Below are 24514 nucleotides of genomic sequence, written 5' to 3'. Positions count from 1 at the left end.
GCTGCCCCGCCCGGCCCGCGCTATGCTGCCCCCTGTGAGCCTGCTGCCTGCCTTCCTCGACCTGCGCGGCGCCCGGACTGTCGTGGTCGGCGGCGGCCCGGTGGCCCTGCGCCGCACCCGCACCCTGCTCGGCAGCGGCGCGCAGGTCCAGGTCATCGCGCCGGACCTGCACCCGGACCTCGCGGCCCTGCCCGTCCAGGTGCAGCGCCGCCCGTACCGTCCCGGCGACCTGAACGGCGCGGCCCTGGCCGTCGCCGCCACCAGCCTCGCGGACGTGAACGGGCAGGTCGTCGGGGACGCCCGCGCCCTGGGCATCCCCGTCAACGACGCCAGTGACGCCACGCGCGGCACGCTGCGCTTCGCGGCCACCGCCGCGCAGGCCGGCGTGCAGGTCGCGGTCAGTTCCGGCCGTGAACTGCCGATGTTCTCGCAGGCGCTGGCGGAACGCATCACGGCCCTGCTGCCCAGCGAGACGCAACTGGACGACTGGAGTGCCCGGCGCGAGGCGGCCCTGACCTGCCCGGAACCGCAGCGCAGTTCCGCGCTCGGCACGCTGCGCGACGAGATCCGCCGCGCCATGGGGGTCGGCGCGTGACCCTGGCCTGCCCCACCGCCCGCGCGTTCCTCGCCGTGAGTGGCGCCCCCGCACCCGGCACGCTCGACGTGGCGGTCGTCGGCCTGAACCACCAGACCGCGCCCGTCGAGGTCCGCGAACGCGCCGCCGTCCGCGCCGGCGAGGAAGGCGCGCTGCTGGACCACCTCGCCCGCCACGCGCAGGAGGTCATGCTGCTGTCCACCTGCAACCGCACCGAGGTCTACATGGCGGGCCTGACCGGCGACCCCCTCGCCGCCTTCGAGGGCGCCTGGGGGCACGCGCTGGGCGGGCACCTGTACTTCCACCAGGGCGAGGCGGCCGTCACGCACCTGTACCGCGTCGCGGCGGGCCTCGACAGCCTCGTGATCGGCGAGACGCAGATCCAGGGTCAGGTCAAACGCGCCTGGATGGACGCCCGCGAACGCGGCCTGACCGGCACGCTGCTGAACAAGGTCGCGCAGGGCGCCCTGGCTGCCGGGAAACGCGTGCGCTTCGAGACCGGCATGAGCGATCACGTCGTGTCGGTCTCCAGCGCCGCCGTGGAACTCGCGCAGGCCGCGCTCGGCGGCCTCGCCGGACGGACCGCCCTGATCATCGGGGCGGGGGAGACGGCAGAACTGACCCTCACGCACCTGCGCGCCGCCGGGGTCGAGGACATCATCGTCGTCAACCGCACCGTGGAACGCGCCCGGCACCTCGCCGAGAAACTCGGGGGCCGCCCCTGCGCCGCCGAGTACCTGCACGAGGTCCTGCCCGAGGCGGACGTGCTGATCGCCAGCAGCGGCGCCCCCCACTACGTCCTGCACGGCGAGGGTGTCGCCGAGGCCCTGCGGCAGCGTCCGGGCCGCCCGATGTTCCTGATCGACATCAGCGTGCCGCGCATCCTCGACCCGGACATCGCGGGCGTGCCCGGCGCGCACCTGCACAACCTCGACGACCTGACCGGCATCGTCGCCCGCAACATGGACAGCCGCCGCGCCGCGCTGCCGCAGGCGAACGCCATCGTCCGCGACGCCGCCGCCGACCTGAGCCGCTGGCACCTGACCCGTCAGGCCCGGCAGCGTCAGCGTGACCTGGCCCTCGCCAGCGACTGATACGGACTCCGATTGAATGGGCTGCAAAGCCCGTTCAATCCGAGCGGATGCGACTCGAAGAGCTGCTCCGCAGAGCAGGAGAAAAACGCCCCTCCGGACGTGGAGCTGGCAATCCGGTGAACTTCCGGGTTGTCCGCGCCACGCCCGGCAGGCCTCTGGGCTCCCACTCCGCGGCGCAGCTCTCCGGGTCCGCATGACCGGCCCGCGCCGCTTGGCGACCCGCGTTCCACACGCCCACCCGGCTTTCCCGTACGCTGGGCGGCATGTGGACCCGGATTCCTTCCAGCAGCCTGCGCGTGACCGGCGCGGACCGCGTTGATTTCGTGCATGGGCAGATGACCAACGACCTGCGGGGCGCGCCGACGCCGGGCGTGGTCGCCTGCGCGTTCCTGAACGTGCGCGGGCAGATCGAGCAGTTCGCCCGCGCGTACCGCCGCGCCGACGACGTGTACCTGCACCTGGACGCCGGGCAGGCCCCGGCACTGGAGGCCCGCCTGAAACGCTACGTGATCTTCGACCAGGTCGAGATCCAGGACGTCAGTGAGGAGCTGCGGACCGTGCACGTCTGGCACGAGGGGACGCTGCCCGGCTGGGACGTGTCGGGCGGCGCGGCGCAGACCTTCGAGCTGGGCGGCGGGGCGGTCCTGGGAGGCCGCGTGAACCGCACGGGCACGGCGGGCGTGGACCTGCATTACCTCGCGCGGCACGAGGCGGCGGTCCTCCCGGCCCTGACCGGCCCGGAGGTGCCGCTGGCGGACCTGGACGCCGCGCGCGTGCGTGCCGGCATTCCGGACGTGATCCGGGACGCCCTGACCGGCACCCTGCCGCCCGAGATCGGCCTGGACGTGGGTGGCCCACTGCCCGCCATCAGTTACCGCAAGGGCTGTTACGTGGGCCAGGAGATCATGGCGCGGCTGGAGGCGCGCGGGAATGCCCGGCATCACCTCGCGCGGCTGAGCGGGGAGCGGGCGTGGCCGGCCGGGGCCGAGGTGACCGCGGACGGGAAGGTCGTTGGGCAGGCGGGCCTGTACGCGGCGGGGGGCAGCGTGGCGCGGCTTCGCAGGGAACTGGTGGACGGTGCGGACGTCCTGGTGGGCGGCGTGCCTGCCCGGGTCGTGCTGGCCGCCCCGGTGACCTGAGTGGGCGCGCTGGATTCCCTGACCCGCGACCTGCGCGGCGGTGACCGCGCGGGCCTGCTGCGCGCCTGCCGCCGCGCGTACCTGCTGGCCCTGGCGGCCCTGGCCGTGCCGGGACTGCCGCTGGGCCTGCTGCTGGCCGCGCTGCGCCCCCTCTCCCCGGGTGGCCTGAACGGGGTGCTGGGAGCGGTCCTGCTGGCCGCCGTCCTGGCGGGCGTGGCGGCGTACCTGGCGCGCCGCTCGGCGCGGGACCCGGACCTGAGTGCGCCCCAGGCGGCCCTGACCGGCGCGATTCAGGCAGCCACCGCGCCCGGCGTGCCGTTCCTGATCGGCTGCGCGTTCCTGGGGTCCGGCGCGGCCCTGCTGCCACTGTGGGGCGTGGCGCTCGTGGCGCACGCGCTGGTGTGGTGGCAGCTGCCCGGCTGGCTGCGGGCCCCGGCGGCCTGATCAGCCCGGTCGCCAGCGCCACGTCCGGAGGGGCGTTTCTCTCCTTCTCTGCGGCGCAGCTCTCCGAGTCGCAGCCGCTCGGACCCAGCGGGCTTTGCCGCCCGTTCAATCGGAGTCCGTATGATACGGACTCCGTTTGTTTCGTTGACAACCCGGAACGGCACCGGGTCGTCAACTCCACGTCCGGAACCCGTTTCTCTCCTACTCGCATCCGCTCGGATTGAATGGCTTTATAAGCCATTCAATCGGAGTCCGTATGACAGGAGCGTCCCCCACCGCGCTGTGCAGGTGGGGGACGCTCCTGTGGATCTCGGGTGTGGTGCGCCTCAGCGGGACTTGGGGTCCAGCGCGTCGCGCAGGCCGTCACCGAACAGGTTGAAGGCGAGGCTGAACAGCACGATGAACACCGCCGGGTACACCAGCACGTACCAGTAGTCGGGTTTCAGCCACGCGCGGGCGAAGTCGACCAGCTGACCCCATTCGGAGTACCCGGGTTCGAAGCCCAGGCCCAGGAAGGACAGGCCCGCGATGCTCAGGGGGGTCGTGGCGAGGTCCAGCACGGCGGTCGTGAACACGGCGGCCACGCTGTTGGGCACCACGTGCTTGAGGATCAGGCGCATGTCGCGCGCGCCGAGGCTGCGGGCGGCGTCCACGTACTCCAGCTGGCGGGTGCGCAGCACCTCACCGCGGATCAGGCGGGCGTAGCCGGCCCAGCCGGTCACGCAGAACGCCACGATCATCGGGACGGTCGGGTCGTAGTCGGCCCCGCCGCCCATCAGGCGGGCGCGCAGGATGGTCAGGATCACCACGGTCAGGATCAGGGGCGGCAGCGAGAACAGCACGTCAATGAAGCGCTGGATCAGGTTGTCGATCCAGCCGCCGTAGTAGCCGCTGATCGCGCCGATGATGATGCCGGTGGTGAGGGTGATGGCGACGATGATGAACGACAGTTTCAGGGCGGTGCGGGTGCCCCACACCAGGCCGTAGAAGATGTTGTAGCCGTTCACGGTCCCGAAGGGGGCCTCGGCGCTGGGCGGGCTGGGCTGCTGCTGGAAGCCGAGCCGTTCGGTCAGGTAGCAGCTCTTGGGGGGGGCCAGGGTCGCCTGCCAGAACGGGGCTTGCAGGGGGTTGTAGACCTCGCTGGCCTGGGTGATGTTCAGGTCGCGCAGGCAGTTGCCGCTGGGTTTGGCGATCAGCGGCGCGAACAGCGCGATCAGGCCGAACAGCAGCGTGATGATCAGGCCGGTGATGGCCAGCGGGTTGCGGCGCATCTTGCGCATGGCGGGGCTGGTCCAGAACAGCTGCCAGTTGCTGCGCTGCTCGACCTTGACGGGCACGGTGGTCATCGGGGGTCCCTCCGGATGGCGTGGGTGTGGGGCTGGGCGGGCATCAGTCGAACCTCACGCGGGGGTCGATCACGCCGTACAGGATGTCCACGATGGTGCTCACGACGACCACGATCACGGCGGTCAGCATGGCGAAGCCCAGCACGGCCGCGAGGTCCACGCCCACGGCGGCCTGCACGACCCACTGGCCCACGCCGGGGTACGCGAAGATCGTCTCGGTGATCAGCGAGCCGCTCAGCAGGCCGATGATCAGGAAGCCGCCCAGCGTCACGATGCTCAGCAGGGCGTTGCGGCGGGCGTGCTTGTTGTTCACCACGCGGCTGGACAGGCCCTTGGCGCGGGCGGTGCGCACGTAGTCGCTGGTGAGCGCCTCGAGCATGTTGTTGCGCATGACCTTGATGATGCTGGCGCTCAGGACGATCAGCAGGGTCATGGCGGGCAGGATCAGGTGTTGCAGGGCGTCCCAGGCGATGTCCCAGCGGCCGTTCAGGGCGGCGTCGACGGTCAGCAGGCCGGTGTAACGCTGCAGTTCCCCCAGCGCGAAGGTGTTCAGCACGCTGACCTGCCCGGCCCCGGGCAGCCAGCCCAGGTAGGCGTAGAACACGGCCAGCAGCAGGATGCCCACCACGAAGCTGGGCAGACTGTAGCCGAGCACCACGAAGACGCGCAGGATCTGGTCGATCAGCTTGTCCTTGTGCAGGGCGCTGAGGGTGCCCAGCCAGATGCTCAGCAGCAGGATCGGGATGGCGGTCACGAAGGTCAGTTCGAGGGTGCGCGGCAGGCGCTCCTGGATGGTCGTGATCACGTCCTGACTGCTGGCCTTGGAGTAACCCAGGTCGCCTTTCAGGGTGGCGGACAGCCAGCGGCCGTACTGGACCGGGAAGGGGTCGCGCAGGCCGCGCTGTTCGATGATCTGTTCCAGTCGGGCAGCCTGCTGCTCGCTGCGGATGTACGGCGCGGCGCGCTGCTCGGGCGTGAGCAGCTGCGTGATGCCGACGATCATCAGGGAAAGGACGAGCATCACCACGGGAATCTGGATGAGTCGCCGCACGATGAAATTAAGCATGTGGGCCTCGGAGGGAAAGCCTCCACGGTGGACTGCGGCGCAGTCGGTGGAGGGAGAGAAGCTCAGGATGTGGACTGACGGGTTGTATGGACTGGAATGCAGGCCATCGTTCAGCCTAGACGAAAACAGACCCCGGACGCAAAGTCAAGCGGGCTGATGTCCCGCTCAGGGGAACCGGGCGTGCCCAACGGCGTGCAGCAGTGAGGGCGGGGCCACCTGTTCAGGGCGGCCCCGCCCTCACTGCCCGGGTTGTGTGAAGCTCGGAATCCCGGCGGTCCTTACTTCTTGCCCAGTTCCTTCCAGAAGGTGCCGGTGTAGGCGAAGGAGATCATGGGGTTGTAGTTCGAGGCGCTGACGCCCGTGATGTTGTCGCGGGTGAACAGGTAGTTCACGCCGGCGGGCATCAGGATGTAGGGGGCCTGCTCGTAGGCCTTCTTGCCCACGAGGCTGTACAGGCGGTTGCGCTCGGCGGTGTTGACGGTGTTGCGGGCCTGCTCGAGCCACTTGTCGACCTGGGCGTCTTTCCAGTTGTTGCGGGGGAAGTAGTACCCGTTGCTGGAGTAGAAGGTGTACATGAAGTTGTCAGGGTCGGCGTAGTCGGGCGCCCAGCCGATGATGATCATGGCTTCCTCGCCCTTCTTGGAGGCGGCGAGCATTTCGCTCCAGGGTTTGGCCTGGATGTTCACGCGGAACTTGGGGTTGATGGATTCGATGTTCTTCTTCAGGATTTCCATGGCCGTCTGGCTGGCCACGGCGCCCGCGCGGTAGTTGGCGGTCATGACGAAGCCGTTCTTCCAGACCTGGCCGCCCCAGGCGCGCTGGAAGTACTGGGTGGCTTTGGCCTTGTCGAAGGAGTACGTGCCGACCTTGGCGTCGTAGCCGGGGAAGGTGTCGGGCAGCAGCATGGTGCGCTGTTTGCCCTTGCCCTTCTGGACGTCCTGGATGTACTGCTCGTAGTTGAAGGCGTAGCTGAAGGCGCGGCGGACGTTGCTGTCCTTGAAGAAGTTGGCGGGGATGCCCTTGCCGTCCAGTTTGCCGCTGCCGAGCAGGCCGGTGGACTTGATGTTCTCGTTCATGAAGAACGCGCTGGCGACGGTGTTGGGGAGGTTGTCGACCCACATGACGCCGGGCTTGCCCTTGATCTGTTCCTCGTCGACGGCGCGGCCGGCCCCTTCGATCATGTCGGCGTCGCCGCGCAGGAAGGCCTGCTGGCGGGCGGCGAGTTCAGGCACCTTCTGGATGACGATGTTCTTGATGGCGGGTTTCTTGCCCCAGTAACCGTCGAAGGCGGTGGCCAGGAAGGCGTTGGCGTCCTTGCGGACGAACTTGTACGCGCCGGTGCCGCTGGGGGCCTTGCTCAGGGCGCTGTTGGTCAGGTCCTTGCCGACCCAGTTCTTCCAGTCGGCTTCCTTGCCGCTCCACTCGCCGAGCTTGATGGCGTACTTGCTGTCGATGACGCTCTGGCCGGTGTAGGCCAGTTTCGCCAGGAAGGCGGGGTCAACGGCGGGCAGGTTGAAGATCAGCTGGCCGGCTGCGTTGCACTCGACGGCCTTGTCGATGCGGGCCCAGGTGATGGTCTTGTCGTCGTTGGCGTTGGCGCCGGTGCCCAGCAGGCTCTCGGCGATGAACCAGTTGCCGGACTCGGCGCTGTTGGTCACGAGGTTGCGCTCGAAGGAGTACTCGGCGTCGGCGCAGGTCATGGCGTTGCCGCTGTGGAACTTGACGTTCTTGCGCAGGTCGAAGGTGTAGGTCTTGCCGCCGTTGCTGATGGTCCACTTGGTGGACAGCAGGGGCTCGAGCTTGGTGAGGCTGGCGCCGCTGTAGGTCAGCAGGGTCTCGTAGAGGTTCTCGGTGATGGAGCCGGAGGCGGTGTCGTAGGTGACGCCGGGGTCCATGGTGGGGATGTCCGCGGATTCCTGGATGACCAGGGTGTCCTTGGGAGCGACGGCGAGCGCGGAGGTGAGGATGAGCAGGGTGCTGAGGGCAGCGATTTTCTTCATTCGAACTCCTGGGTATGGTTCGACAGAGGGCACGGGTCAAGCGTCTGCTGAACTCGTGCCGGGGCTGTCTGGGGGTTATCGCGGGGCATCATATCTCAGGGGAACGGTGTGTGGTGTGAGGATGTCGTGCTTCCCGTCCCGCTGGACGGGCATCCTGGCGTTCGGCAGCTTCGAGCCCGGTTTTTCCTGCCGTACGATACGGATTCCGTCTGTTTCGTTGACGATCCGCAACACCGCCGGGTTGCCAGTTTTGCGTCCGGAACCCGCCCTGCTCCGAGGCGTGTCCGCCGGGAGGGAACGGTTTTCAGGAGCCCGTTCCAGCGGGGTGCGTATGAGACGGACTCCGATTGAATGGCTTACAAAGCCGTTCAATCCGAGCGAAGCGAGTGGGAGACAACCGGGTTCCGGACGTGGAGTTGACAGATCAGTGGTGTTCCGATCTGTGAACGAAACAAACGGCAGTCCGTATGACAGGCTGTCGTGGCGACCCGCGGGCGGTGGTCTCCGGGCGTCCCGGCGGGGCCGTGGCATACTGCGCCGCGTGAAGAAGCGCATTCTGCTGCTGGCCGGGGGCCAGTCCGGTGAACACGAAGTCAGTCTCATGAGTGCCCGGAGCGTCCTGAACGCCCTGCCCAAGGATCAGTTCGACGTGACACCCGTGGTGATCAGCAAGCAGGGGCGCTGGCTGCCGCCCACCGAGACGCAGCGCGCCCTGGACAGCGGCGAGGCCGCCACCGGCGGGGACCTCGTGCTGCACCGCGTGGCGAGCGCCGAGGGCTACGACGCGGTGTTCCCGCTGCTGCACGGCCCGATGGGCGAGGACGGCACCGTGCAGGGCCTGCTGACCCTGGCCGGGATTCCCTTCGTGGGCAGCGGCGTGCTGGGGTCGGCGGTCAGCATGGACAAGGTCATGACCAAGCAGGTGCTGGAATCGGCCGGGATTCCGCAGGTGGCGTGGCGGCTGGCCGTGCGGCGCGAGTGGCAGCAGCAGCCGGACGCGGTGCGTGACCGCGCGGCGGGACTGGGCTTCCCGCTGTTCGTGAAACCCGCGAACCTGGGGTCCAGCGTGGGCATCAGCAAGGTGAACACGCCGGACGAACTGGACGCCGCGCTGAACCTGGCGTTCGGGCTGGACCGCCGCGTGATCCTGGAGGCCATGACCAGCCACAAGCCCCGCGAGGTCGAGGTGGGCATCCTGGGCAACGACGCGCCCATTGCCAGTCCGGTGGGGGAACTGCGCTTTGCCGCGGATTTCTACGATTACGAGACGAAGTACACCGAGGGCCGCGCGACCATGCACATCCCGGCGCCGCTGCCGCCGGAGGTCGCGGAGCGGGTGCGGTCGGTGGCGCTGACGGCCTTCCGGGCGCTGGACTGCGCCGGGCTGGCCCGCGTGGACTTCTTCTATGTCGAGGAGACGGGTGAACTGCTGCTGAACGAGGTGAACACCATGCCGGGCTTCACGACGACCAGCATGTACCCGAAGCTGTTCGAGGCGGCGGGACTGGGCTACAGCGAGCTGGTGACGCGGCTGGTGACGCTGGCACTCGAGGAACGCTGAAGGGGCGGTGGGGGGGAGACTGGGACGTTTGTACCTTATTAATCCGACCCGGTTACTTAGGATTACGGACATGAAGCGTACCCTCCTCACCGTCACCGCCCTGCTGCTCGCCAGCACCAGCCTCGCGCAGACCAAGACCCTGACCGTGTACTCCGGCCGCGCCAAGACCTTCGTGGACCCGGTCGTGCAGCAGTTCGAGAAGCAGACCGGCATCAAGGTCAACGTCCGCTACGGCACCGACGCCCAGCTCGTCGCCGCCCTGCGCGAGGAAGGCAGCAAGAGCCCCGCCGACGTCTACTGGGGCAACTCGGTCGGCGCACTCGGCGAACTGGCCGCCGAGGGCCGCTTCAGCAAACTGGGCGCCGCCCTGACCCGCAACGTCAGCAGCGACTACCTGCCCGACGACCGCACCTGGCTGCCCACCACCGTCCGCTTCCGCACCCTGGCGTACAACACGGGCAAGATCAAACCCGAACAGCTGCCCGACTCCATCCTGGACCTGCCCAAGATGACCAGCCTCAAGGGCCGCATCGGCTGGACCGTCAGCTACCCCAGCTTCCAGGACTTCCTGGCCGCCATGATCAGCAAGTACGGCGAGGCCACCACCCGCCAGTGGATCGAGGGCATGAAGGCCCTGCAACCCAAGGACTACAAGACCAGCAACGTGGGCATGCTCGAGGCCATGCGCGCCGGTGAGATCGACGTGGCGCTCACCAACCACTACTACATCCAGCGCGTGAACCGCCTGAGCTACCCCATCGACACGTACTTCTTCAAGAACGGCGACATCGGCAACCTGGGCAACGCCACCGGCGCCGCCATCCTGAAGACCAGCAAGAACGGTGCCAGCGCCGCCCGGTTCCTGAGCGCCCTGGTCGCCAAGGACGCCCAGACCTTCTTCCTGAGCGTCAACTTCGAGTACCCGGTGATCGGGAACATCCTGCAGCCCACCACCATGCTGCCCTACAGCGACGTGAGCAAACGCAGCCCCCGCATCGACCCCACCGTGCTGCCCAAGAACATCGACAAGGCGCAGAAACTGCTGCGCGACGCCGGCCTGCTCTGACCTGAAGCCCGGCACCTGACCGCCGCCCCGACCCACGACCCGTGGGGGGGCGGCGTGCGTGTATGGACGGGACCGGGCGTGGGAACCGCCGGGACGCACGCCCTAATCCTGACCAATCCGGTCTGCTATGGTGACCCGGCTGCGCCGCTCCTCGCCGCGCCGGCCCCCCCCACCCATGCACGCACGCCGCCCCCACCCCCTGCTGCTGCTCCCGGCCCTGCTGGCCGTGCTGGGCGTCCTGCTGCCACTGGCCTACCTGGTCCTGCGCGCCCTGGGCGCCGAGGGCAGCGAACTGCGCGAGATCGTCTTCCGCACCCGCAACCTGGAACTGCTGGCCAACACGCTGCTGCTCACGCTGGGCGTGCTGGGCGGCACCACCCTGATCGCCCTGCCCCTGGCGTACCTCGCGGCGCGCACCACCCTGCGCCCCCGCCGCCTGCTGATGCTGCTGGGCGTGCTGCCCCTGGCCATACCCGGGTACGTGGGCGCGTACGCCCTGATCGCCGCGAGCGGCGCGGGCGGCACCATCGACGCCCTGACCGGCATCCGCTGGCCCGGCCCCGGCGGGTACTGGGGCGCGCTGGGCGTCCTGACGCTGTTCACGTTCCCGTACCTGTTCCTGAACCTGCACGCCGCGCTGCGCACCCAGGACCCCGCCCTGGAAGACGCCGCCCGCCTGCTGGGCCGCACGCCGGCGCAGACCTTCCGCGAGGTCACGCTGCCGTACCTGCGCCCCGCGTGGCTGTCCGGCGCGCTGCTGATCGCCCTGCACGTCCTGGGTGACTTCAGCGTGGTCAGCCTGATGCGTTTTCCCACCTTCAGCGCCGCCATCTACCAGCAGTACACCGCCGCGTACGACCGGGTGTACTCGGCGTGGCTGGCGCTGGCCCTGCTGCTGGTCACCGGGGCCGCGCTGCTGCTGGAAGCCCGGCTGATGCGCGGCGTGCGCCTGTCGCGCGTCTCACCCGGCGGCACGCGCCCCCCCAGCCGGACACCGCTGGGCCGCGCCGCGCCGCTCGCATGGGCGTTCCTGGCGGTGCTGGCCGGCGCGGCGCTGATCGTGCCGCTGGGCACCATCGGGTACTGGCTGCGGCTGGAAACCAACCCGTTCGCCTGGAGCGGCCTGTGGGAAGCCCTGCAGAGCGCCCTGGGGGCCGCCGCCATCGCCGCCGTCACCACCACCGCCCTGGCGTTCCCGCTGGCGTACATCGGCAGCCGCCACAGCGGCCCGCTGGCCCGGCTGACCGAACGGGCCGCGTACCTGGGGTACGCCACGCCCCCGCTGGCGTTCGCGCTGGCGCTGGTGTTCTTCACGCTCCGGGTGGTGCCCCCGCTGTACCAGACCTTCCCGCTGCTGATCGCCGCGTACACCCTGCACTTCCTGGCCGAGGCGGTCGGCCCGGTCCGCACCAGTCTCCAGACGGCCACGCCCCGCCTGGAGGAAGCCGGGCGGCTGCTGGGCCTGAGCGCCCCGCAGACGCTGCGCCGCGTGACGCTGCCGCTGGTCCGGCCGGGTCTGCTGGTCAGCGCGGCCTTCGTGTTCCTGAGCGTCCTGAAGGAACTGCCGCTCACGCTGCTGCTCTCACCCATCGGCTTCGAGACGCTCTCCCGCAACGTCTGGGCGTACACCGAGGAGGCGCAGTACGCCTCGGCCGCGCCCTACGCGCTGGCGCTGGCCGTCAGCGGCGCGCTGCTGACCCTGCTGATCCTGCGCCGCGAGGACCGCCGCGCGCCGCGCCCACCCCCTGCCCGGCCGGCCCCCACGCCCACCCTCCTGCCTGCCACCCCCCTGCCCGAGACCAAGGACGACCCTGCATGACCCGCACCCCCGACCCCCACACCCTGGAACTGCTCGGCCTCGGCAAACGCTACGCGCCGGGTCTGCCGCCGGTCGTGGACGACCTGAACCTCAGCGTGAACCGCGGCGAACTGCTGACCCTGCTGGGCCCCAGCGGGTGCGGCAAGACCACCACCCTGCGGTTGATCGCCGGCCTGGAACGCCCGGACAGCGGCGACATCCGCATCGAGGGGCGCAGCGTCACCGCGCCCTTCACGCCCCCGGAACGGCGCGGCGTGGGGCTGGTCTTCCAGGACTACGCGCTGTTCCCGCACCTGAACGTCCTGGACAACGTGCTGTTCGGCCTGCGGCACCTGCCGCGCCACGAGCGGCTGCCCCGCGCCCGCGAGACCCTGTCCCTGGTGGGCCTGACCGTCTTCGAGACGCGCCGCCCGGACCAGCTGAGCGGCGGGCAGCAGCAGCGCGTCGCGCTGGCCCGCGCCCTGGCCCCCCGCCCCAGCCTGCTGCTGCTGGACGAACCGTTCAGTAACCTCGACGCGCAGCTGCGGCACTCCACCCGCCAGGAGGTGCGCGCCATCCTGCGCCGCGCCGGCACGACCGCCATCCTGGTCACGCACGACCAGGAGGAAGCGCTGGCCTTCAGTGACCGGCTGGTCGTCATGCGGGGCGGCCGGGTCGAGCAGAGCGGCCCCCCGCACGAGGTGTACGCCCGGCCCGGCACGGCGTTCGTGGCGAACTTCCTGGGCCGCAGCAACCTGCTCGGCGGCACCGCCGACCGCTTCATGGCCCGCACCGCCCTGGGCATCCTGCCGCTCACGGAGGCCGCCAGCGGCCCGGTGCTGGTCAGTGTCCGTCCGGAACACCTGACCTTCACGGACGACCCGCAGGGCACGCCCGTCACCATCGTCGCCCGCGAGTTCAAGGGGCATGACGTCACGTACACCGTGCGCCTCGCCGCCGGACAGGAACTGCTGGTCCACACGCCCAGCGACGCCGTCCGCCCGGAGGGCAGCGAGGCCCGCGTGAGCGTCACGCAACCGGCCCGCGCCGTCCCGCCGGCCGGCTGACCCGCACGCCGCAAAGGGCCTGACCACAGAATCCATAAAGGCACGGTCAGCCAAGCCCGGGGTCGCCACCCATACACTGTGTCCTGAGCTGCACACAACCCCGCACGCCGCCTGGACCGGCAGGTGAGGGCAGCCGTGAAAAGGAGACATGAGCCTGTATGGACTGGAAAAATCTTCCCGGCAGTGGTGGGAACGCAGAAAATCGCGCGGGTGGAGGCGGACTGCCCGGCGGCGGCATCGCTGTGGGCGGCGTCGGCGGCCTGATCATCGCGTTGATCGCCATGTTCTTCGGCATCAACCCCGGGGACATCCTCGGAGGCGGGCAGGACAGTCAGTCCCAGAGCCAGGGCGCTCAGACGCAACCCGCCGCCAACGACGAGGCCTACCAGTTCGTCAACCAGATCTACCGCAACACCAATCTCGTCTGGGACGGCATCTTCCAGCAGGCCGGACGCACCTACAACGACCCGCGCCTCGTCCGGTACGTGCGTGGGACGAGCACCAGCTGCGGACAGGCCAACAGCGCGGTCGGCCCGTTCTACTGTCCCGCCGATCAGAAGATCTACATCGACACCAGCTTCTTCACGCAGATGGACCGCCAGCTGGGCGGCGGCGGTGACTTCGCCTACGCCTACGTGATCGCCCACGAGGTCGGCCACCACGTGCAGAACGAACTCGGCATCGCCGATCAGGTCGAACGCAAGCAGCGCAGTGCCCGCACCGAGGCCGAGGCGAACAGCTACAGCGTGCGCCTGGAACTCCAGGCCGACTGCTTCGCGGGCGTGTGGGGCAACAAGACCCAGCAGGAGGCCAAGATCACGCAGGCGGACGTGCAGGAGGCCGTCGCGACCGCCGAGGCCATCGGGGACGACAACCTTCAGCGGCAGGGTCAGGGCTACGTCGCCCCGGATTCCTTCACGCACGGCAGCGCCGCGCAGCGCGTCAGGTGGTTCATGACCGGCTTCAAGAGCGGCGACCCGAACATGTGCGACACCTTCGCCGTCAATTACAACCGGCTCTGAACGGGACGGGGAGGAGGGGGCGGGGCGTCATCGGAGAAACCCGATGCGCCCCGTCCCTCCTTCCCGCCTGACGTGACGGCTCTCACCACGCCCGGACGCGCCATGCGCTTTCCTGTCCCCATGACGGCATGGGAAGTCGCGGGCGTGCCCGTCGTGATCAGGCGCAGCGCGCGGCGGCGAACGGTGGCCGTGCAGGTCACGCCGGGCGCGGTCACGTTGTACGCCCCGGCCCGCGTACCAGACACGAAACTCCTGGAAATCCTCGACGCCCGCCGCGACTGGGTGGCCGGGCATCTGGCCGGGTACGCCGCGCGCTCCCCGGCACGTTCCGCCCCCCAGGACGGTCAGCGTGTCCCGTTCCTGGGGCAGGAGCTGACCCTGCACCTGGACGCGGTCCGCACCCGCCCGGAACGTGTCGGGAACACCCTGCACCTGCCGGCACAGAGCGCCGAGGCGCACCTGACCGCCTGGACGCGCCGCGCCTGCGCCGCCCCCTACCGCACGCTGATGCAGGACCATGCCGCGAGGCTGGGCGTGTCCGACCGTCTGCGCGCCGTGCACGTCAGCGACACCCGCACCCGCTGGGGCAGCTGCTCGGCCGACGGGAGTATCCGCCTCCACTGGCGCCTGAGCCGTGCGCCCACCGAGGTCCTGCACTACGTCGCGCTGCACGAGGCCGCGCACCTGCTGGAAATGAACCACTCGCCGCGCTACTGGGCGCACGTCGCCCACCACATGCCCGACTGGCAGACGCCGCGCACATGGCTGCGGACGCACGGGCACACGCTCTGAAGGGAGCAACAGGGCGAGGGCCGAAACGTACAGGAAGATCCGTTCCTTGAACGCTTCGACCCTCAATACCCAGCCGCGCTCTACATCGCGGGCATCGGTTCCGGCATTCCGGGCGTGTCCGGGTTGGGCGTGGGGTGGGGTTCGGGCATCCCGGGCGTGTCCGGGTTCACGGGCGGGTCGCTGATCTCGCCGATGTCGCCGCGTCCGGGCATCTGCTCGGGCAGGGCGGGGGGCGTGTCGGTCGGTTCGGATGCGGGGGCGGGCGGACGGTCGTACGGTCCAGTCATCGGGGCACCTCCTGAAGGGAATGAAGGTCAGTCTCGCGCGTGCAGATGCGCGGGGACCCTGAACGGCATGAAGTGAACTTCAGGGTCGGTACTCGGCCAGCAGCGGCCGGTGGTCGCTGAGGGCCCACGGAAGCACCTGCGCCCGCGCGGCGGTCAGCCCCCGGCCCATCAGGTGATCGATCCGCAGGTGCAGCGCGGGAAAGGTCCAGCCCGGCCCGCGCCCGGCGAGGTCATGCGCGTCCGGCCCGAATGCGGTCCGCAGGTCGCGGTACACCTGCCCTCGCGGTGGGGTGTTCAGGTCGCCGCCCAGCAGCATCCGCCCCGGCACCGTGGCCGCGACCGACCGCAGCAGCTCCACCTGCCCGGCGCGAGCGTCCCGCGTGCGCCGCACCCGCGCCAGATCACCCGTCAGGACCGAACTGACCTGTACGGTTCCCAGGTGCGCGTTCACGACCGTCAGCGGCTCGCCCCGCCACTCCAGGCGCGTGACCAGCAGTTCGCGGCGGTTGCCCGGCAGGGATTCTGAACGGCTGCCCAGCAGCGGCAGGCGCGTCAGGGTCATGACCTCACCTGCCTCCGCGACCGCGTACCCCGGCAGGGCGCGCAGGAACGCCGCCCGGAACTCCGGCTGCACGAAGCGCGATTCCTGAAGCAGCAGCACGTCCGCGTTCAGGGACCGCAGGTGGCCCGCCAGTTCGTCCGGCGTGGTGCGCGCGCTGCCCAGCACGTTGAAAGTCACGACCCGCAGCGTTGGCTGGGTTCCCGTTGCGTGGGCCCGCCAGTGCAGCAATCCCGCGCCCCAGGCGGCCAGCAGCAGGGCCGCCAGCGCCACCGGCCGCCCCTGCCGTCGCCACAGTGCCCAGGCCAGGGCCGGCAGGGTCGCCAGCACCCACAGCAGCGGCGGCGCGTACGCCAGCAGCAGCGTGGGCAACGTCCGCTCGGCCGGCCACTCCCCCAGCGCCCAGGTCAGGCACACCAGCAGCAGGGTCATCCAGGCGAACTTCATGGGGCGCAGTCTGCCGCACCGGGCAGGGCGCGCCGTCCACCCAAAGAAAGCCACCCAAGGAAAGGGGGAGAGGCTGCCTCGCCCCTCCCCCCGTCGTTCCTGACTATCTGGCGGTACCCCGTTCAGCGGTACTGGGCGGCCAGTTCCCGCGCCTCTTCCCGCGCGGCGAGTTCCTGGCGTTGCACCAGGGCGACCGCGTCGGTCAGGGCGTCCTTGAGGTCGCCGAGGCCCACGTTCCGCAGGGCGCTGACGGGAATGCCGCCGTCCGTACGCTCGATCTGGCGTTCCAGCGCCTCGGGGTCGGCCGCGTCGGCCTTGTTCAGGGCCACCACGGTCGGCAGGTCCCGGAAGCCCAGGTCCTCCAGGATGCGGTTCACGGCGTCCAGGCGGGTGTCCGCGCCGGGGCTGGCGGCGTCCACGACGTGCAGCAGCACGTCCGCGTCCCCGATTTCCTCCAGGGTGGAGCGGAAGGCGCGGGTCAGGTCCCTGGGCAGGTCGCGGATGAAGCCCACGGTGTCGGTCAGTACGACCGGCCCGATGCCTTCCAGGTAGCCCTGGCGGCTGGTGGGGCGCAGCGTGGCGAACAGTTTGTTCTCGGCCAGCACGCGCCGGGGTTCCTCGGCGGCGTGCGTGAAGGCGTTCAGCAGCGTGCTCTTGCCGGCGTTCGTGTACCCAACGATCGAGATCACGGGCACGGCGTTGCGTTCGCGGGTCTTGCGGCGTTCCTCGCGGCGCTGCGCGACTCCCTCCAGTTGCTTTTCAAGGAAGGACAGCCGGTCGTTGATGCGGCGGCGGTCCAGCTCCAGTTTCGTCTCGCCGGGGCCGCGCGTACCGATCGCGCCGCCGGCGGCGCTGCCGCCGCCCCCGCCGATGCGGGACAGGGCCGCGCCCGCGCCCAGCAGGCGGGGTTTCATGTAGCGCAGCTGCGCGAGCTCCACCTGCAGGCGCGATTCCACGCCCTGCGCGTGCAGCGCGAAGATGTCCAGGATCAGCTGCGTGCGGTCGATGATCTTCAGACCCGTCGCGGCCTCGATCTCGCGGGCCTGGGCCGGGCCGAGTTCCTGCCCGAAGATCAGCAGGTCCGCGTCCAGGTGGTAGGCGCGGCTGGTGAGTTCCTCCAGCTTGCCCGCCCCGACCAGCGTGCCGGCCTTCAGGTTCTTGCGGTACACCAGTTCGCGGTGAACGACCTCCGCGCCGGCCGTGCGGGCCAGTTCGGCCAGCTCGTCCAGGCGTTCCTCGGCGTCGAATTCGCCCTGGTCGATCTGCACCAGGATGGCGCGCTCGTGGTCCTTCTTCGAGACGCGGGTGCGGGCGGCGCGGGCAATTTCCTCCTCCAGCGCCTGCACCTGCGCGCCCAGGTCGAACTCGTCGATCTGGAAGGGCGGGACGGGCGGCAGGATGCGCCAGTCCTCCTCCTCGCCGACCGTGCCAGGGGGCGTCAGGTGCGCGGTGTGCACCAGCCCCGGCTGGCCCTCGTTCCGGACCTCGATGGCCGACACGGCGTCCAGGCGACGCAGGAACAGCGTGGACAGGTCGCCCTTGCTCAGCGCCCCGCCGCGCGGGTGGGTGTGCAGCAGGTGAAAGCCGCTCAGGCGGTTCTCGCCCATGCGCAGGTCCGGGAATTCCGTGCCCTTGGCGTCGGCGACGCTGACGCTGATCACGCGGCCACGCCGGTCGATCAGCACGCTCACCTCGCGGCGGATGTCGCTGGAGAGTTCCGCGAGGTTCCGCGCGAGTTCCGGCGATCCCACGCGCCCCGGCTCAATGCGGCGGCGGTACAGGTTGCCCAGGGATTTCAGTTGTGCGGGCCGCAGGCCCGAGGTGTTGCCATGGACTTTATCTATCTTCGGTCACTTCCTTGTGGGGGTGCCCCGCGACGGGGGTCGGCTGGGGGCGTGCAGGGCGGGGTCGGGGCGGACGCATTCCAGGCCACCCGGACATCGTCCGCGCAGCGAGGAGGTCCTGGGTTCCGTCATTGAGCCCAGTTTACGGCAGGGGGTCAGGGCGGAACGTGTGCATTCACCGGAAGGTCTTGAGCATTGTCCCCCCACGGTAGGGGAGGGGGCGGCCGGGACGCATCCGCCAGCTGACGTACCATCGGGAACATGCCTCACCGTGAACTCCTGCGCGACACCCTGCGTGAAGTGCTGTACGGCCCCGCCGGTCTGCGTGGCCTGTTCAGCGGGCCCGGCGCGGGCCTGCTGCACGCCGCGCACGCCTTCACGGCCGCGCAGGCCCGCGCGCCGCAGCCCGGTCAGCCCAGCGTGGCGGCGCGCGTGATGGCCCTGCGCCAGACGCTGCAACTGACGGCCGCGACGCTCGGCGACCCGCACGCCCTGCTGAGCGATCCCACCGACCCCCACACCTGGGCTCCGGCCGACGACGCCGCGTGGCGGGCAGAACTCGTGGCGCTGGCCGCGGCCGGGCAGGCGTTGTACGACGCCCTGTACCGGCCGCTGGAGGCCGGGGGGCTGCGCGAAGCCCACGGCGCGGTCGTGCAGGCCGCGCGCGAGGCGGCCGTGCTGCGTTTCATCCGGGACACCCTGCCGGGCGGGGAGGCCGGCGGCCAGGAACAGGGCGAACGCCGGACGTCCTGATTGGGGACGTCCGGCGTTCCTGGCTGGCGAAGAGGGTGGGATTCGAACCCACGGTACAGTTGCCCGTACTTCGGTTTTCGAGACCGACCCATTCAACCACTCTGGCACCTCTCCGCACCTGTGATGATTGCCTGAACGGGCGTCCGGGAGTGTAGCACAGCTGCCGGCCAGCGCAACAGTCCCGTCCGTTCCCCGCCGGCCCTTGCGCGCAGGGGGGTGCCGGGAGTATCCTGCCAAGGTTGAAAACTGCCCCGGCTTCCGGGTTGCACCAGGGGGGTTTTTCGGCATGCCACCCCGGCTCGATGTCTCCCACAGGCCCCCCACGCCGACCCCCTCCGCACGCGGAAGGCCGGTGCGACCGGTGGCCCGAGAACCGGCGGTGAGTGATCACCTCCAGACAGGACCCGCAACCCAGTGCCGCCCCGTACGCGTGGGCGGACCCGCCCTCCCGCAAGCAACTGCTTAAGAACCTAGGAGTGATTCACCCTGCCTACCACCCAGCAACTGCTCCGTAAGGGTCGCAAGACGATCCAGAAGAAGAGCAAGGTCCCTGCCCTCAAAGGCAGCCCCTTCCGCCGCGGCGTGTGCACGGTCGTCAAGACCACCACCCCCAAGAAGCCGAACTCCGCGCTGCGTAAGATCGCCCGCGTGCGCCTGTCCAGCGCCTTCGAAGTCACCGCGTACATCCCCGGTGAAGGCCACAACCTGCAGGAGCACAGCGTCGTGCTGATCCGCGGCGGCCGTGTGAAGGACCTTCCCGGTGTGCGTTACCACATCGTGCGCGGCAGCCTCGACACCCAGGGCGTCAAGGACCGCAACAAGAGCCGCTCCAAGTACGGCACCAAGAAGCCCAAGGCCGGCGCCGCCGCCGCGGGCGCGAAGAAGAAGTAACCACGCCCGACCGGGCCGCCCCCAGAGGCTGCCCGCGTCCGCGTGACCTTCGCCGTGAACCGGCTCCGTCCCCCACAGGGGTGACAGCCAGTGAAGCAAGTTATTCGCGCCTGAGCGCGCAATCCCCGCCCGGTCAACAGTGGACCGGAAGGGGCCAAAGGGAGTCAACATGGCACGTCGCCGCCAAGCAGAAGTGCGCGTCATTCAGCCCGACCTGGTCTACCAGGACGTGCTGGTGAGCGCGACCATCAACCGCATCATGCAGGATGGCAAGAAGAACCTCGCCAGCCGCATCTTCTACGGAGCCATGAAGCTCGTGCAGGAACGCACCGGCCAGGAGTCCCTGAAGATCTTCAAGCAGGCCTTCGACAACGTCAAACCCCGCGTCGAAGTCCGCAGCCGCCGCGTCGGCGGCAGCACCTACCAGGTGCCCGTCGAGGTCAGCGCCCGCCGTCAGCAGAGCCTCACGCTGCGCTGGATGATGGCCGCCGTCGAGAGCCGCCCCGAGCGCACCGCCATCGAGCGTCTCGCCGGTGAAATCATGGACGCCGCGCAGGGCCGTGGCGGCGCCATCAAGAAGAAAGACGACGTGGAGCGCATGGCGGAAGCCAACCGCGCCTACGCGCACTACCGCTGGTAATCCCGCTTCACGGCCCCCACCCCCGGGGGCCACTGAAGGGAAGCGAGACGGACGGCGGCCCGCCCGCCGTCCATTTCGCATGAGGCCCGCGCCCAACACGGCATTCGTGCCGAGCTGACGGTGACGAGACACGTCACCCGACAGAATCAGGGAGTCTTATGACCACCAAAGCCCAGAGCTACCTGCATCACTTCCGCAACATCGGGATCGCCGCGCACATCGACGCCGGCAAGACCACCACCACCGAACGCATCCTGTACTACACCGGACGCACCCACAACATCGGCGAAGTGCACGACGGCGCCGCCACCATGGACTGGATGGAGCAGGAGCGCGAGCGCGGCATCACCATCACCGCCGCCGCCACCACCGCCAAGTGGAAACGCAGCGGCACCGACCAGGAGTACGTCGTCAACATCATCGACACCCCCGGTCACGTGGACTTCACCATCGAAGTGGAACGCTCCATGCGCGTGCTCGACGGCGCCGTGGCCGTGTTCGACTCCAGCCAGGGCGTCGAACCCCAGAGTGAAACCGTGTGGCGTCAGGCCGACCGTTACGGCGTGCCCCGCATCGCCTTCAGCAACAAGATGGACAAGACCGGCGCCAGCTTCGAGCTCGTGCTGAACGACATCAAGGAGCGCCTCGGCGCCGTCGCGGCCCCCATCCAGTACCCCATGGGCGCCGAGAACGAGTTCAAGGGCATCATTGACGTCGTCCGTCAGCGCGCCCACTTCTACACCAACGACCTGGGCACCGACATCGAGGAGACCGACGTTCCCGCCGAGTACCTCGACAAGGTCGCCGAGATCCGCGCCCAGCTGATCGAGGCCGCCGCCGAAGTCGACGAAGACCTGATGATGAAGTACCTCGAAGGCGAGGAACCCACCGTCGAGGAACTCGTGGCCGCCATCCGCAAGGGCACCATCGAGAAGAAGATCTTCCCGGTGCTGTGCGGCAGCGCGCTGAAGAACAAGGGCGTGCAGCTGCTGCTCGACGCCGTCATCGACTACCTGCCCAGCCCGCTGGAAGTCCCGGCGATCAAGGGCAAGATCGAGGACAGCGAGGACACCCAGGAGTTCCCCGCCGACCCCGAAGGCAAACTGGCCGCGCTGGCCTTCAAGATCATGGCCGACCCCTACGTGGGCCGCCTGACCTTCGTGCGCATCTACTCGGGCACCCTGCAGTCCGGCAGCTACGTGTACAACGCCACCAAAGAGAAGCGTGAACGCGTGGGCCGCCTGCTGAAGATGCACGCCAACAGCCGCGAGGAAGTCACGGAACTCAAGGCCGGCGAACTCGGCGCCGTCATCGGCCTGAAGGACGCCGGGACCGGCAACACCCTGATCGGCGACGGCGACGACAAGGTCCTGCTGGAGAGCATCGACGTGCCCGAGCCCGTCATCAAGCTCGCCATCGAGCCCAAGACGAAGGCCGACCAGGAGAAGATGGGCATCGGCCTGCAGAAACTGGCCGAAGAGGATCCCACCTTCCGCGTGGAATCCGACCAGGAAAGCGGTCAGACCACCATCGCCGGCATGGGCGAACTGCACCTGGAAATCCTGGTGGACCGCCTGAAGCGCGAGTACAAGGTCGACGCGAACGTCGGCGCGCCCCAGGTGGCCTACCGTGAGACCATCACCAAGCAGGTCGAGGTGGACAGCAAGTTCGCCCGCCAGTCCGGTGGTCGCGGTCAGTACGGTCACGTCAAGCTGCGCGTGGAGCCCCTGGAGCCCGGCGCCGGCTTCATCTTCGAGAACGCCGTCGTCGGCGGCACCGTGCCCAAGGAGTACATCGGGCCGGCCCAGAAGGGCGTCGAGGAAGCCATGCAGAGCGGCCCCATGCTGGGCTTCCCCGTGGTCGACCTGAAAGTCACCATCTACGACGGCAGCTACCACGAAGTGGACTCCTCGGAAATGGCCTTCAAGATCGCCGGTTCCATGGGCCTGAAAGAAGCCGTGCAGAAGGGTGGCCCCGCCATCCTGGAGCCGGTCATGCGCGTCGAGGTGACCACCCCCGAGGAGTACATGGGTGACATCATCGGCGACCTGAACAGCCGCCGCGGCCAGATCCAGGGCATGGAAGCCCGCGGGAACGCGCAGATCGTCAAGGCCTTCGTGCCCCTGAGCGAGATGTTCGGTTACGCGACCGACATGCGCTCCAAGACCCAGGGCCGCGCCAGCTACTCCATGTTCTTCGACCACTACACCCAGCTGCCGAACAACATCGCCCAGGCCCTGATGAAGAAGTAACCTTCCCCCGGGAAGACGGCGCGGCCCTGCGTGGGCACGCCGGCAGCAGGCGGACCTCCTCGCGGGGGTCCGCCTGCTGCTGTCGGGGGCCCCCCGGCTCCCGAACCGCCGCCTGGTCCTGCGCGTTACTCTGGGGAGCGATGACCACGCCCACTGATCCCGCCGCGCAGAAGCCGCTGCCGACCCCACCCCGGCTGTCCTTCATCACGGTCCCGCTGCTGATCGCGCTGTTCTACAACGGATTCTCGCTGCTCTCCATTCCCTTCGCGGGGTCCACCCTGAACGAGATGCTGGACATGATGGGGCAGGGGAGTGCCCCGATCCGCCTGGACGACGCGCAGGTGTCCCTGGTGCTGTGGATCTCATTTGCTCTGACCGCAGCGTTGATCCTGTGGCTGTACTTCACCCGCCGCGCGGTCATCGAGGGCCGCGCCTGGGGCCGCGTGTCGGCCATCGTGCTCGGGGTGCTGAGCCTGCTGGCCCTGCCCTTCGGTCCGGTGCTGGGGATCTTCATGCTGATCGGGGCGTTCGACCGGCAGGTGGTCGCCTACACCACCCGCTGAACGACCACGCCGCTCCCGGGCGCACACACCCTGCCCTGTCCTGTGGAGCCAGATGCCTCCGCGGGGGAAGGGGTAGGGTGTTCCTTTCCCCGGCAGCGGTCCCTCCTGATCGGGATCCGGAGCGCGGCGCCGCAGCGTGGGAGCAGCGCGGCGTGGTGTGGCGTTGGCCGGTGTGCTTCCGGGTGGCGGGTCACGGGGCAGGGAGCGTCCCGCGGTGCGGAACGCCGCCGGAGGAGTGCGCCCCGGGCACTGTCAGGTGCGCTGCGGGCGCCCAGTGGTCACCGGCGCCCCGCCCGGGTGCCGCTGCGCCGACGACTGATACGGACTCCGATTGAATGGGCTGCAAAGCCCGTTCAATCCGAGCGGATGCGACTCGGAGAGCTGCGCCGCAGAGCAGGAGAAAAACGCCCCTCCGGACGTGGAGCTGGCAATCCGGTGAACTTCCGGATTGTCGGCGAAACAAACGGCAGTCCGTATGAGGCCGTGCGGGCGGGGCAAGGGACTTGTACCCGGAGCAGGAATCCTGTACCCTGACTCTTCGGTGCGCCGTGTTTTTCACGGGTCCAGTGGTCCGGGTTACCGGGCCGCGAAGGAACGGAAAGATTCCGGTGCAGCGTGCCAGCTTGGCGGGACACCGCCCTGGCGAGATTCAACCCAATGTGGGTCACGCCACCAGAACCCTGCGGGATGCGCGGGGGGAACCCGATCAAAGGGCCGGTTTTGCGTGTGTCCACCTCTTGGAGGGAGTAAGAACATGGCTAAGGGAACGTTTGAACGCACCAAACCCCACGTGAACGTGGGCACCATCGGTCACGTCGACCACGGCAAGACCACCCTCACCGCGGCCATCACCTTCACGGCCGCCGCCTCGGACCCCACCATCGAAAAACTGGCCTACGACCAGATCGACAAGGCCCCCGAGGAAAAAGCCCGCGGTATCACCATCAACACCGCCCACGTCGAGTACAACACCCCCACCCGCCACTACAGCCACGTTGACTGCCCCGGCCACGCCGACTACGTCAAGAACATGATCACCGGAGCCGCCCAGATGGACGGCGCCATCCTGGTGGTCAGCAGCGCCGACGGCCCCATGCCCCAGACCCGCGAGCACATCCTGCTCGCCCGTCAGGTCGGCGTGCCCTACATCGTCGTGTTCATGAACAAGGTCGACATGGTCGACGACGAAGAACTCCTCGAACTCGTCGAAATGGAAGTCCGTGAACTCCTGAGCAAGTACGAGTTCCCCGGCGACGACCTCCCCGTCGTCAAGGGCAGCGCCCTGCAG

22 protein-coding genes and 1 tRNA gene are annotated in these 24514 nt (G+C 69.2%); 16 read left to right on the top strand and 7 right to left on the bottom strand.

Going from position 1 to position 24514, the window contains the following annotated elements; genetic code table 11:
* The first annotated feature begins 34 nt into the window (after positions 1-34).
* The 4 genes from ABDZ66_RS04815 (at position 35) to ABDZ66_RS04800 (ending at position 3272) form a co-directional block, all read left to right on the top strand.
* A complete protein-coding gene (locus ABDZ66_RS04815; RefSeq protein ID WP_343756694.1) occupies positions 35-595 on the top strand; it encodes a precorrin-2 dehydrogenase/sirohydrochlorin ferrochelatase family protein in 561 nt (186 codons plus the stop codon).
* Positions 592-1689: a glutamyl-tRNA reductase gene (hemA, locus tag ABDZ66_RS04810; RefSeq protein WP_343756692.1), complete on the top strand. Its 1098-nt coding sequence runs from the start codon at positions 592-594 to the stop codon at positions 1687-1689. The genes ABDZ66_RS04815 and hemA overlap by 4 nt, the downstream gene beginning before the upstream one ends.
* A gap of 263 nt (positions 1690-1952) precedes the next feature.
* Complete coding sequence (gene ygfZ / locus ABDZ66_RS04805) at positions 1953-2828, top strand: CAF17-like 4Fe-4S cluster assembly/insertion protein YgfZ (RefSeq protein WP_343756690.1); 876 nt, start codon at positions 1953-1955, stop codon at positions 2826-2828.
* Positions 2829-3272, top strand: coding sequence for a hypothetical protein (locus ABDZ66_RS04800; RefSeq protein WP_343756688.1), 444 nt, complete (start codon positions 2829-2831; stop codon positions 3270-3272).
* Between the two features lie 326 nt (positions 3273-3598).
* Here ABDZ66_RS04800 and ABDZ66_RS04795 read toward each other — a convergent pair whose 3' ends face one another.
* The 3 genes from ABDZ66_RS04795 to ABDZ66_RS04785 form a co-directional block, all read right to left on the bottom strand.
* On the bottom strand, positions 3599-4618 hold the full coding sequence (locus tag ABDZ66_RS04795; RefSeq protein ID WP_343756686.1) for an ABC transporter permease: 1020 nt from the start codon (positions 4616-4618) through the stop codon (positions 3599-3601).
* A gap of 43 nt (positions 4619-4661) precedes the next feature.
* The gene (locus ABDZ66_RS04790; protein WP_343756684.1) at positions 4662-5684 is read right to left on the bottom strand and encodes an ABC transporter permease; all 1023 of its coding nucleotides are present in this window, start codon (positions 5682-5684) and stop codon (positions 4662-4664) included.
* 278 nt (positions 5685-5962) lie between these two features.
* On the bottom strand, positions 5963-7684 hold the full coding sequence (locus ABDZ66_RS04785) for an ABC transporter substrate-binding protein (protein ID WP_343756682.1): 1722 nt from the start codon (positions 7682-7684) through the stop codon (positions 5963-5965).
* Positions 7685-8225: 541 nt separating this feature from the next.
* Between ABDZ66_RS04785 and ABDZ66_RS04780 the strand changes: the two genes are divergently transcribed.
* From ABDZ66_RS04780 to ABDZ66_RS04755, 6 genes are all read left to right on the top strand, one after another.
* Positions 8226-9245 carry a D-alanine--D-alanine ligase family protein gene (locus ABDZ66_RS04780; RefSeq protein WP_343756680.1) on the top strand — a complete coding sequence of 340 codons (1020 nt, stop codon included), beginning with the start codon at positions 8226-8228 and terminating at the stop codon, positions 9243-9245.
* Between the two features lie 70 nt (positions 9246-9315).
* Positions 9316-10311: an extracellular solute-binding protein gene (locus ABDZ66_RS04775; RefSeq protein WP_343756678.1), complete on the top strand. Its 996-nt coding sequence runs from the start codon at positions 9316-9318 to the stop codon at positions 10309-10311.
* 127 nt (positions 10312-10438) lie between these two features.
* Positions 10439-12130, top strand: coding sequence for an ABC transporter permease (locus ABDZ66_RS04770; protein ID WP_343756676.1), 1692 nt, complete (start codon positions 10439-10441; stop codon positions 12128-12130).
* Positions 12127-13176 (top strand): ABC transporter ATP-binding protein, encoded by a 1050-nt coding sequence (locus ABDZ66_RS04765; protein ID WP_343756674.1) that lies wholly within the window; start codon positions 12127-12129, stop codon positions 13174-13176. Before ABDZ66_RS04770 ends, ABDZ66_RS04765 begins: the two co-directional genes overlap by 4 nt.
* 158 nt (positions 13177-13334) lie before the next feature.
* A complete protein-coding gene (gene ypfJ, locus ABDZ66_RS04760; protein ID WP_343756672.1) occupies positions 13335-14198 on the top strand; it encodes a KPN_02809 family neutral zinc metallopeptidase in 864 nt (287 codons plus the stop codon).
* 120 nt (positions 14199-14318) lie between these two features.
* Entirely contained in the window at positions 14319-14990 is a 672-nt protein-coding gene (locus ABDZ66_RS04755; RefSeq protein WP_343756670.1) for a M48 family metallopeptidase, read from the top strand.
* An 80-nt stretch (positions 14991-15070) separates the two neighbouring features.
* Here the strand turns inward: ABDZ66_RS04755 and ABDZ66_RS04750 are convergent, their stop codons facing one another.
* The 3 genes from ABDZ66_RS04750 to hflX all read right to left on the bottom strand — a co-directional run bounded on the left by ABDZ66_RS04750 (position 15071) and on the right by hflX (position 18127).
* Positions 15071-15277, bottom strand: coding sequence for a hypothetical protein (locus ABDZ66_RS04750; protein WP_343756668.1), 207 nt, complete (start codon positions 15275-15277; stop codon positions 15071-15073).
* A 79-nt stretch (positions 15278-15356) separates the two neighbouring features.
* Positions 15357-16283, bottom strand: a complete 927-nt coding sequence (locus tag ABDZ66_RS04745; RefSeq protein ID WP_343756666.1) for an endonuclease/exonuclease/phosphatase family protein — start codon at positions 16281-16283, stop codon at positions 15357-15359.
* Positions 16284-16405: 122 nt separating this feature from the next.
* On the bottom strand, positions 16406-18127 hold the full coding sequence (gene hflX, locus ABDZ66_RS04740; RefSeq protein ID WP_343756861.1) for a GTPase HflX: 1722 nt from the start codon (positions 18125-18127) through the stop codon (positions 16406-16408).
* Positions 18128-18388: 261 nt separating this feature from the next.
* Here hflX and ABDZ66_RS04735 point away from each other — a divergent pair, with 261 nt between their 5' ends.
* Entirely contained in the window at positions 18389-18880 is a 492-nt protein-coding gene (locus ABDZ66_RS04735; protein WP_343756664.1) for a hypothetical protein, read from the top strand.
* 24 nt (positions 18881-18904) lie between these two features.
* Here the strand turns inward: ABDZ66_RS04735 and ABDZ66_RS04730 are convergent.
* A tRNA-Ser gene (locus ABDZ66_RS04730) sits at positions 18905-18994 on the bottom strand.
* Positions 18995-19366: 372 nt separating this feature from the next.
* Between ABDZ66_RS04730 and rpsL the strand changes: the two genes are divergently transcribed.
* The 5 genes from rpsL to ABDZ66_RS04705 form a co-directional block, all read left to right on the top strand.
* A complete protein-coding gene (gene rpsL / locus ABDZ66_RS04725; RefSeq protein ID WP_055363465.1) occupies positions 19367-19771 on the top strand; it encodes a 30S ribosomal protein S12 in 405 nt (134 codons plus the stop codon).
* 169 nt (positions 19772-19940) lie between these two features.
* A complete protein-coding gene (rpsG, locus tag ABDZ66_RS04720; protein WP_343756662.1) occupies positions 19941-20411 on the top strand; it encodes a 30S ribosomal protein S7 in 471 nt (156 codons plus the stop codon).
* Positions 20412-20569: 158 nt separating this feature from the next.
* The gene (gene fusA, locus ABDZ66_RS04715; protein WP_343756660.1) at positions 20570-22663 is read left to right on the top strand and encodes an elongation factor G; all 2094 of its coding nucleotides are present in this window, start codon (positions 20570-20572) and stop codon (positions 22661-22663) included.
* A 140-nt stretch (positions 22664-22803) separates the two neighbouring features.
* A complete protein-coding gene (locus ABDZ66_RS04710; RefSeq protein WP_343756658.1) occupies positions 22804-23226 on the top strand; it encodes a hypothetical protein in 423 nt (140 codons plus the stop codon).
* 754 nt (positions 23227-23980) lie between these two features.
* On the top strand, positions 23981-24514 hold a 534-nt coding region (locus ABDZ66_RS04705), incomplete at its 3' end, for a GTP-binding protein (protein ID WP_343756656.1).

Origin of the sequence: Deinococcus depolymerans (assembly GCF_039522025.1) — a bacterium.
Taxonomy (GTDB): Bacteria; Deinococcota; Deinococci; order Deinococcales; family Deinococcaceae; genus Deinococcus; species Deinococcus depolymerans.
Note: the sequence above shows the minus strand (reverse complement) of the source record. Positions and strands in the feature narration are given on the sequence as shown.

What these genes read in the sequence shown, in the direction of transcription:
- rpsG (WP_343756662.1), top strand. Translation starts at nt 19,941, where the DNA reads ATGGCACGTCGCCGCCAAGCAGAAGTGCGCGTCATTCAGCCCGACCTG.
- ypfJ (WP_343756672.1), top strand. Translation starts at nt 13,335, where the DNA reads ATGGACTGGAAAAATCTTCCCGGCAGTGGTGGGAACGCAGAAAATCGC.
- ABDZ66_RS04755 (WP_343756670.1), top strand. Translation starts at nt 14,319, where the DNA reads ATGACGGCATGGGAAGTCGCGGGCGTGCCCGTCGTGATCAGGCGCAGC.
- ABDZ66_RS04735 (WP_343756664.1), top strand. Translation starts at nt 18,389, where the DNA reads ATGCCTCACCGTGAACTCCTGCGCGACACCCTGCGTGAAGTGCTGTAC.
- ABDZ66_RS04710 (WP_343756658.1), top strand. Translation starts at nt 22,804, where the DNA reads ATGACCACGCCCACTGATCCCGCCGCGCAGAAGCCGCTGCCGACCCCA.
- ABDZ66_RS04795 (WP_343756686.1), bottom strand. Translation starts at nt 4,618, where the DNA reads ATGACCACCGTGCCCGTCAAGGTCGAGCAGCGCAGCAACTGGCAGCTG.
- ABDZ66_RS04750 (WP_343756668.1), bottom strand. Translation starts at nt 15,277, where the DNA reads ATGACTGGACCGTACGACCGTCCGCCCGCCCCCGCATCCGAACCGACC.
- ABDZ66_RS04770 (WP_343756676.1), top strand. Translation starts at nt 10,439, where the DNA reads ATGGTGACCCGGCTGCGCCGCTCCTCGCCGCGCCGGCCCCCCCCACCC.
- ABDZ66_RS04775 (WP_343756678.1), top strand. Translation starts at nt 9,316, where the DNA reads ATGAAGCGTACCCTCCTCACCGTCACCGCCCTGCTGCTCGCCAGCACC.
- ABDZ66_RS04790 (WP_343756684.1), bottom strand. Translation starts at nt 5,684, where the DNA reads ATGCTTAATTTCATCGTGCGGCGACTCATCCAGATTCCCGTGGTGATG.
- fusA (WP_343756660.1), top strand. Translation starts at nt 20,570, where the DNA reads ATGACCACCAAAGCCCAGAGCTACCTGCATCACTTCCGCAACATCGGG.
- ABDZ66_RS04745 (WP_343756666.1), bottom strand. Translation starts at nt 16,283, where the DNA reads ATGAAGTTCGCCTGGATGACCCTGCTGCTGGTGTGCCTGACCTGGGCG.
- ygfZ (WP_343756690.1), top strand. Translation starts at nt 1,953, where the DNA reads ATGTGGACCCGGATTCCTTCCAGCAGCCTGCGCGTGACCGGCGCGGAC.
- ABDZ66_RS04785 (WP_343756682.1), bottom strand. Translation starts at nt 7,684, where the DNA reads ATGAAGAAAATCGCTGCCCTCAGCACCCTGCTCATCCTCACCTCCGCG.
- ABDZ66_RS04765 (WP_343756674.1), top strand. Translation starts at nt 12,127, where the DNA reads ATGACCCGCACCCCCGACCCCCACACCCTGGAACTGCTCGGCCTCGGC.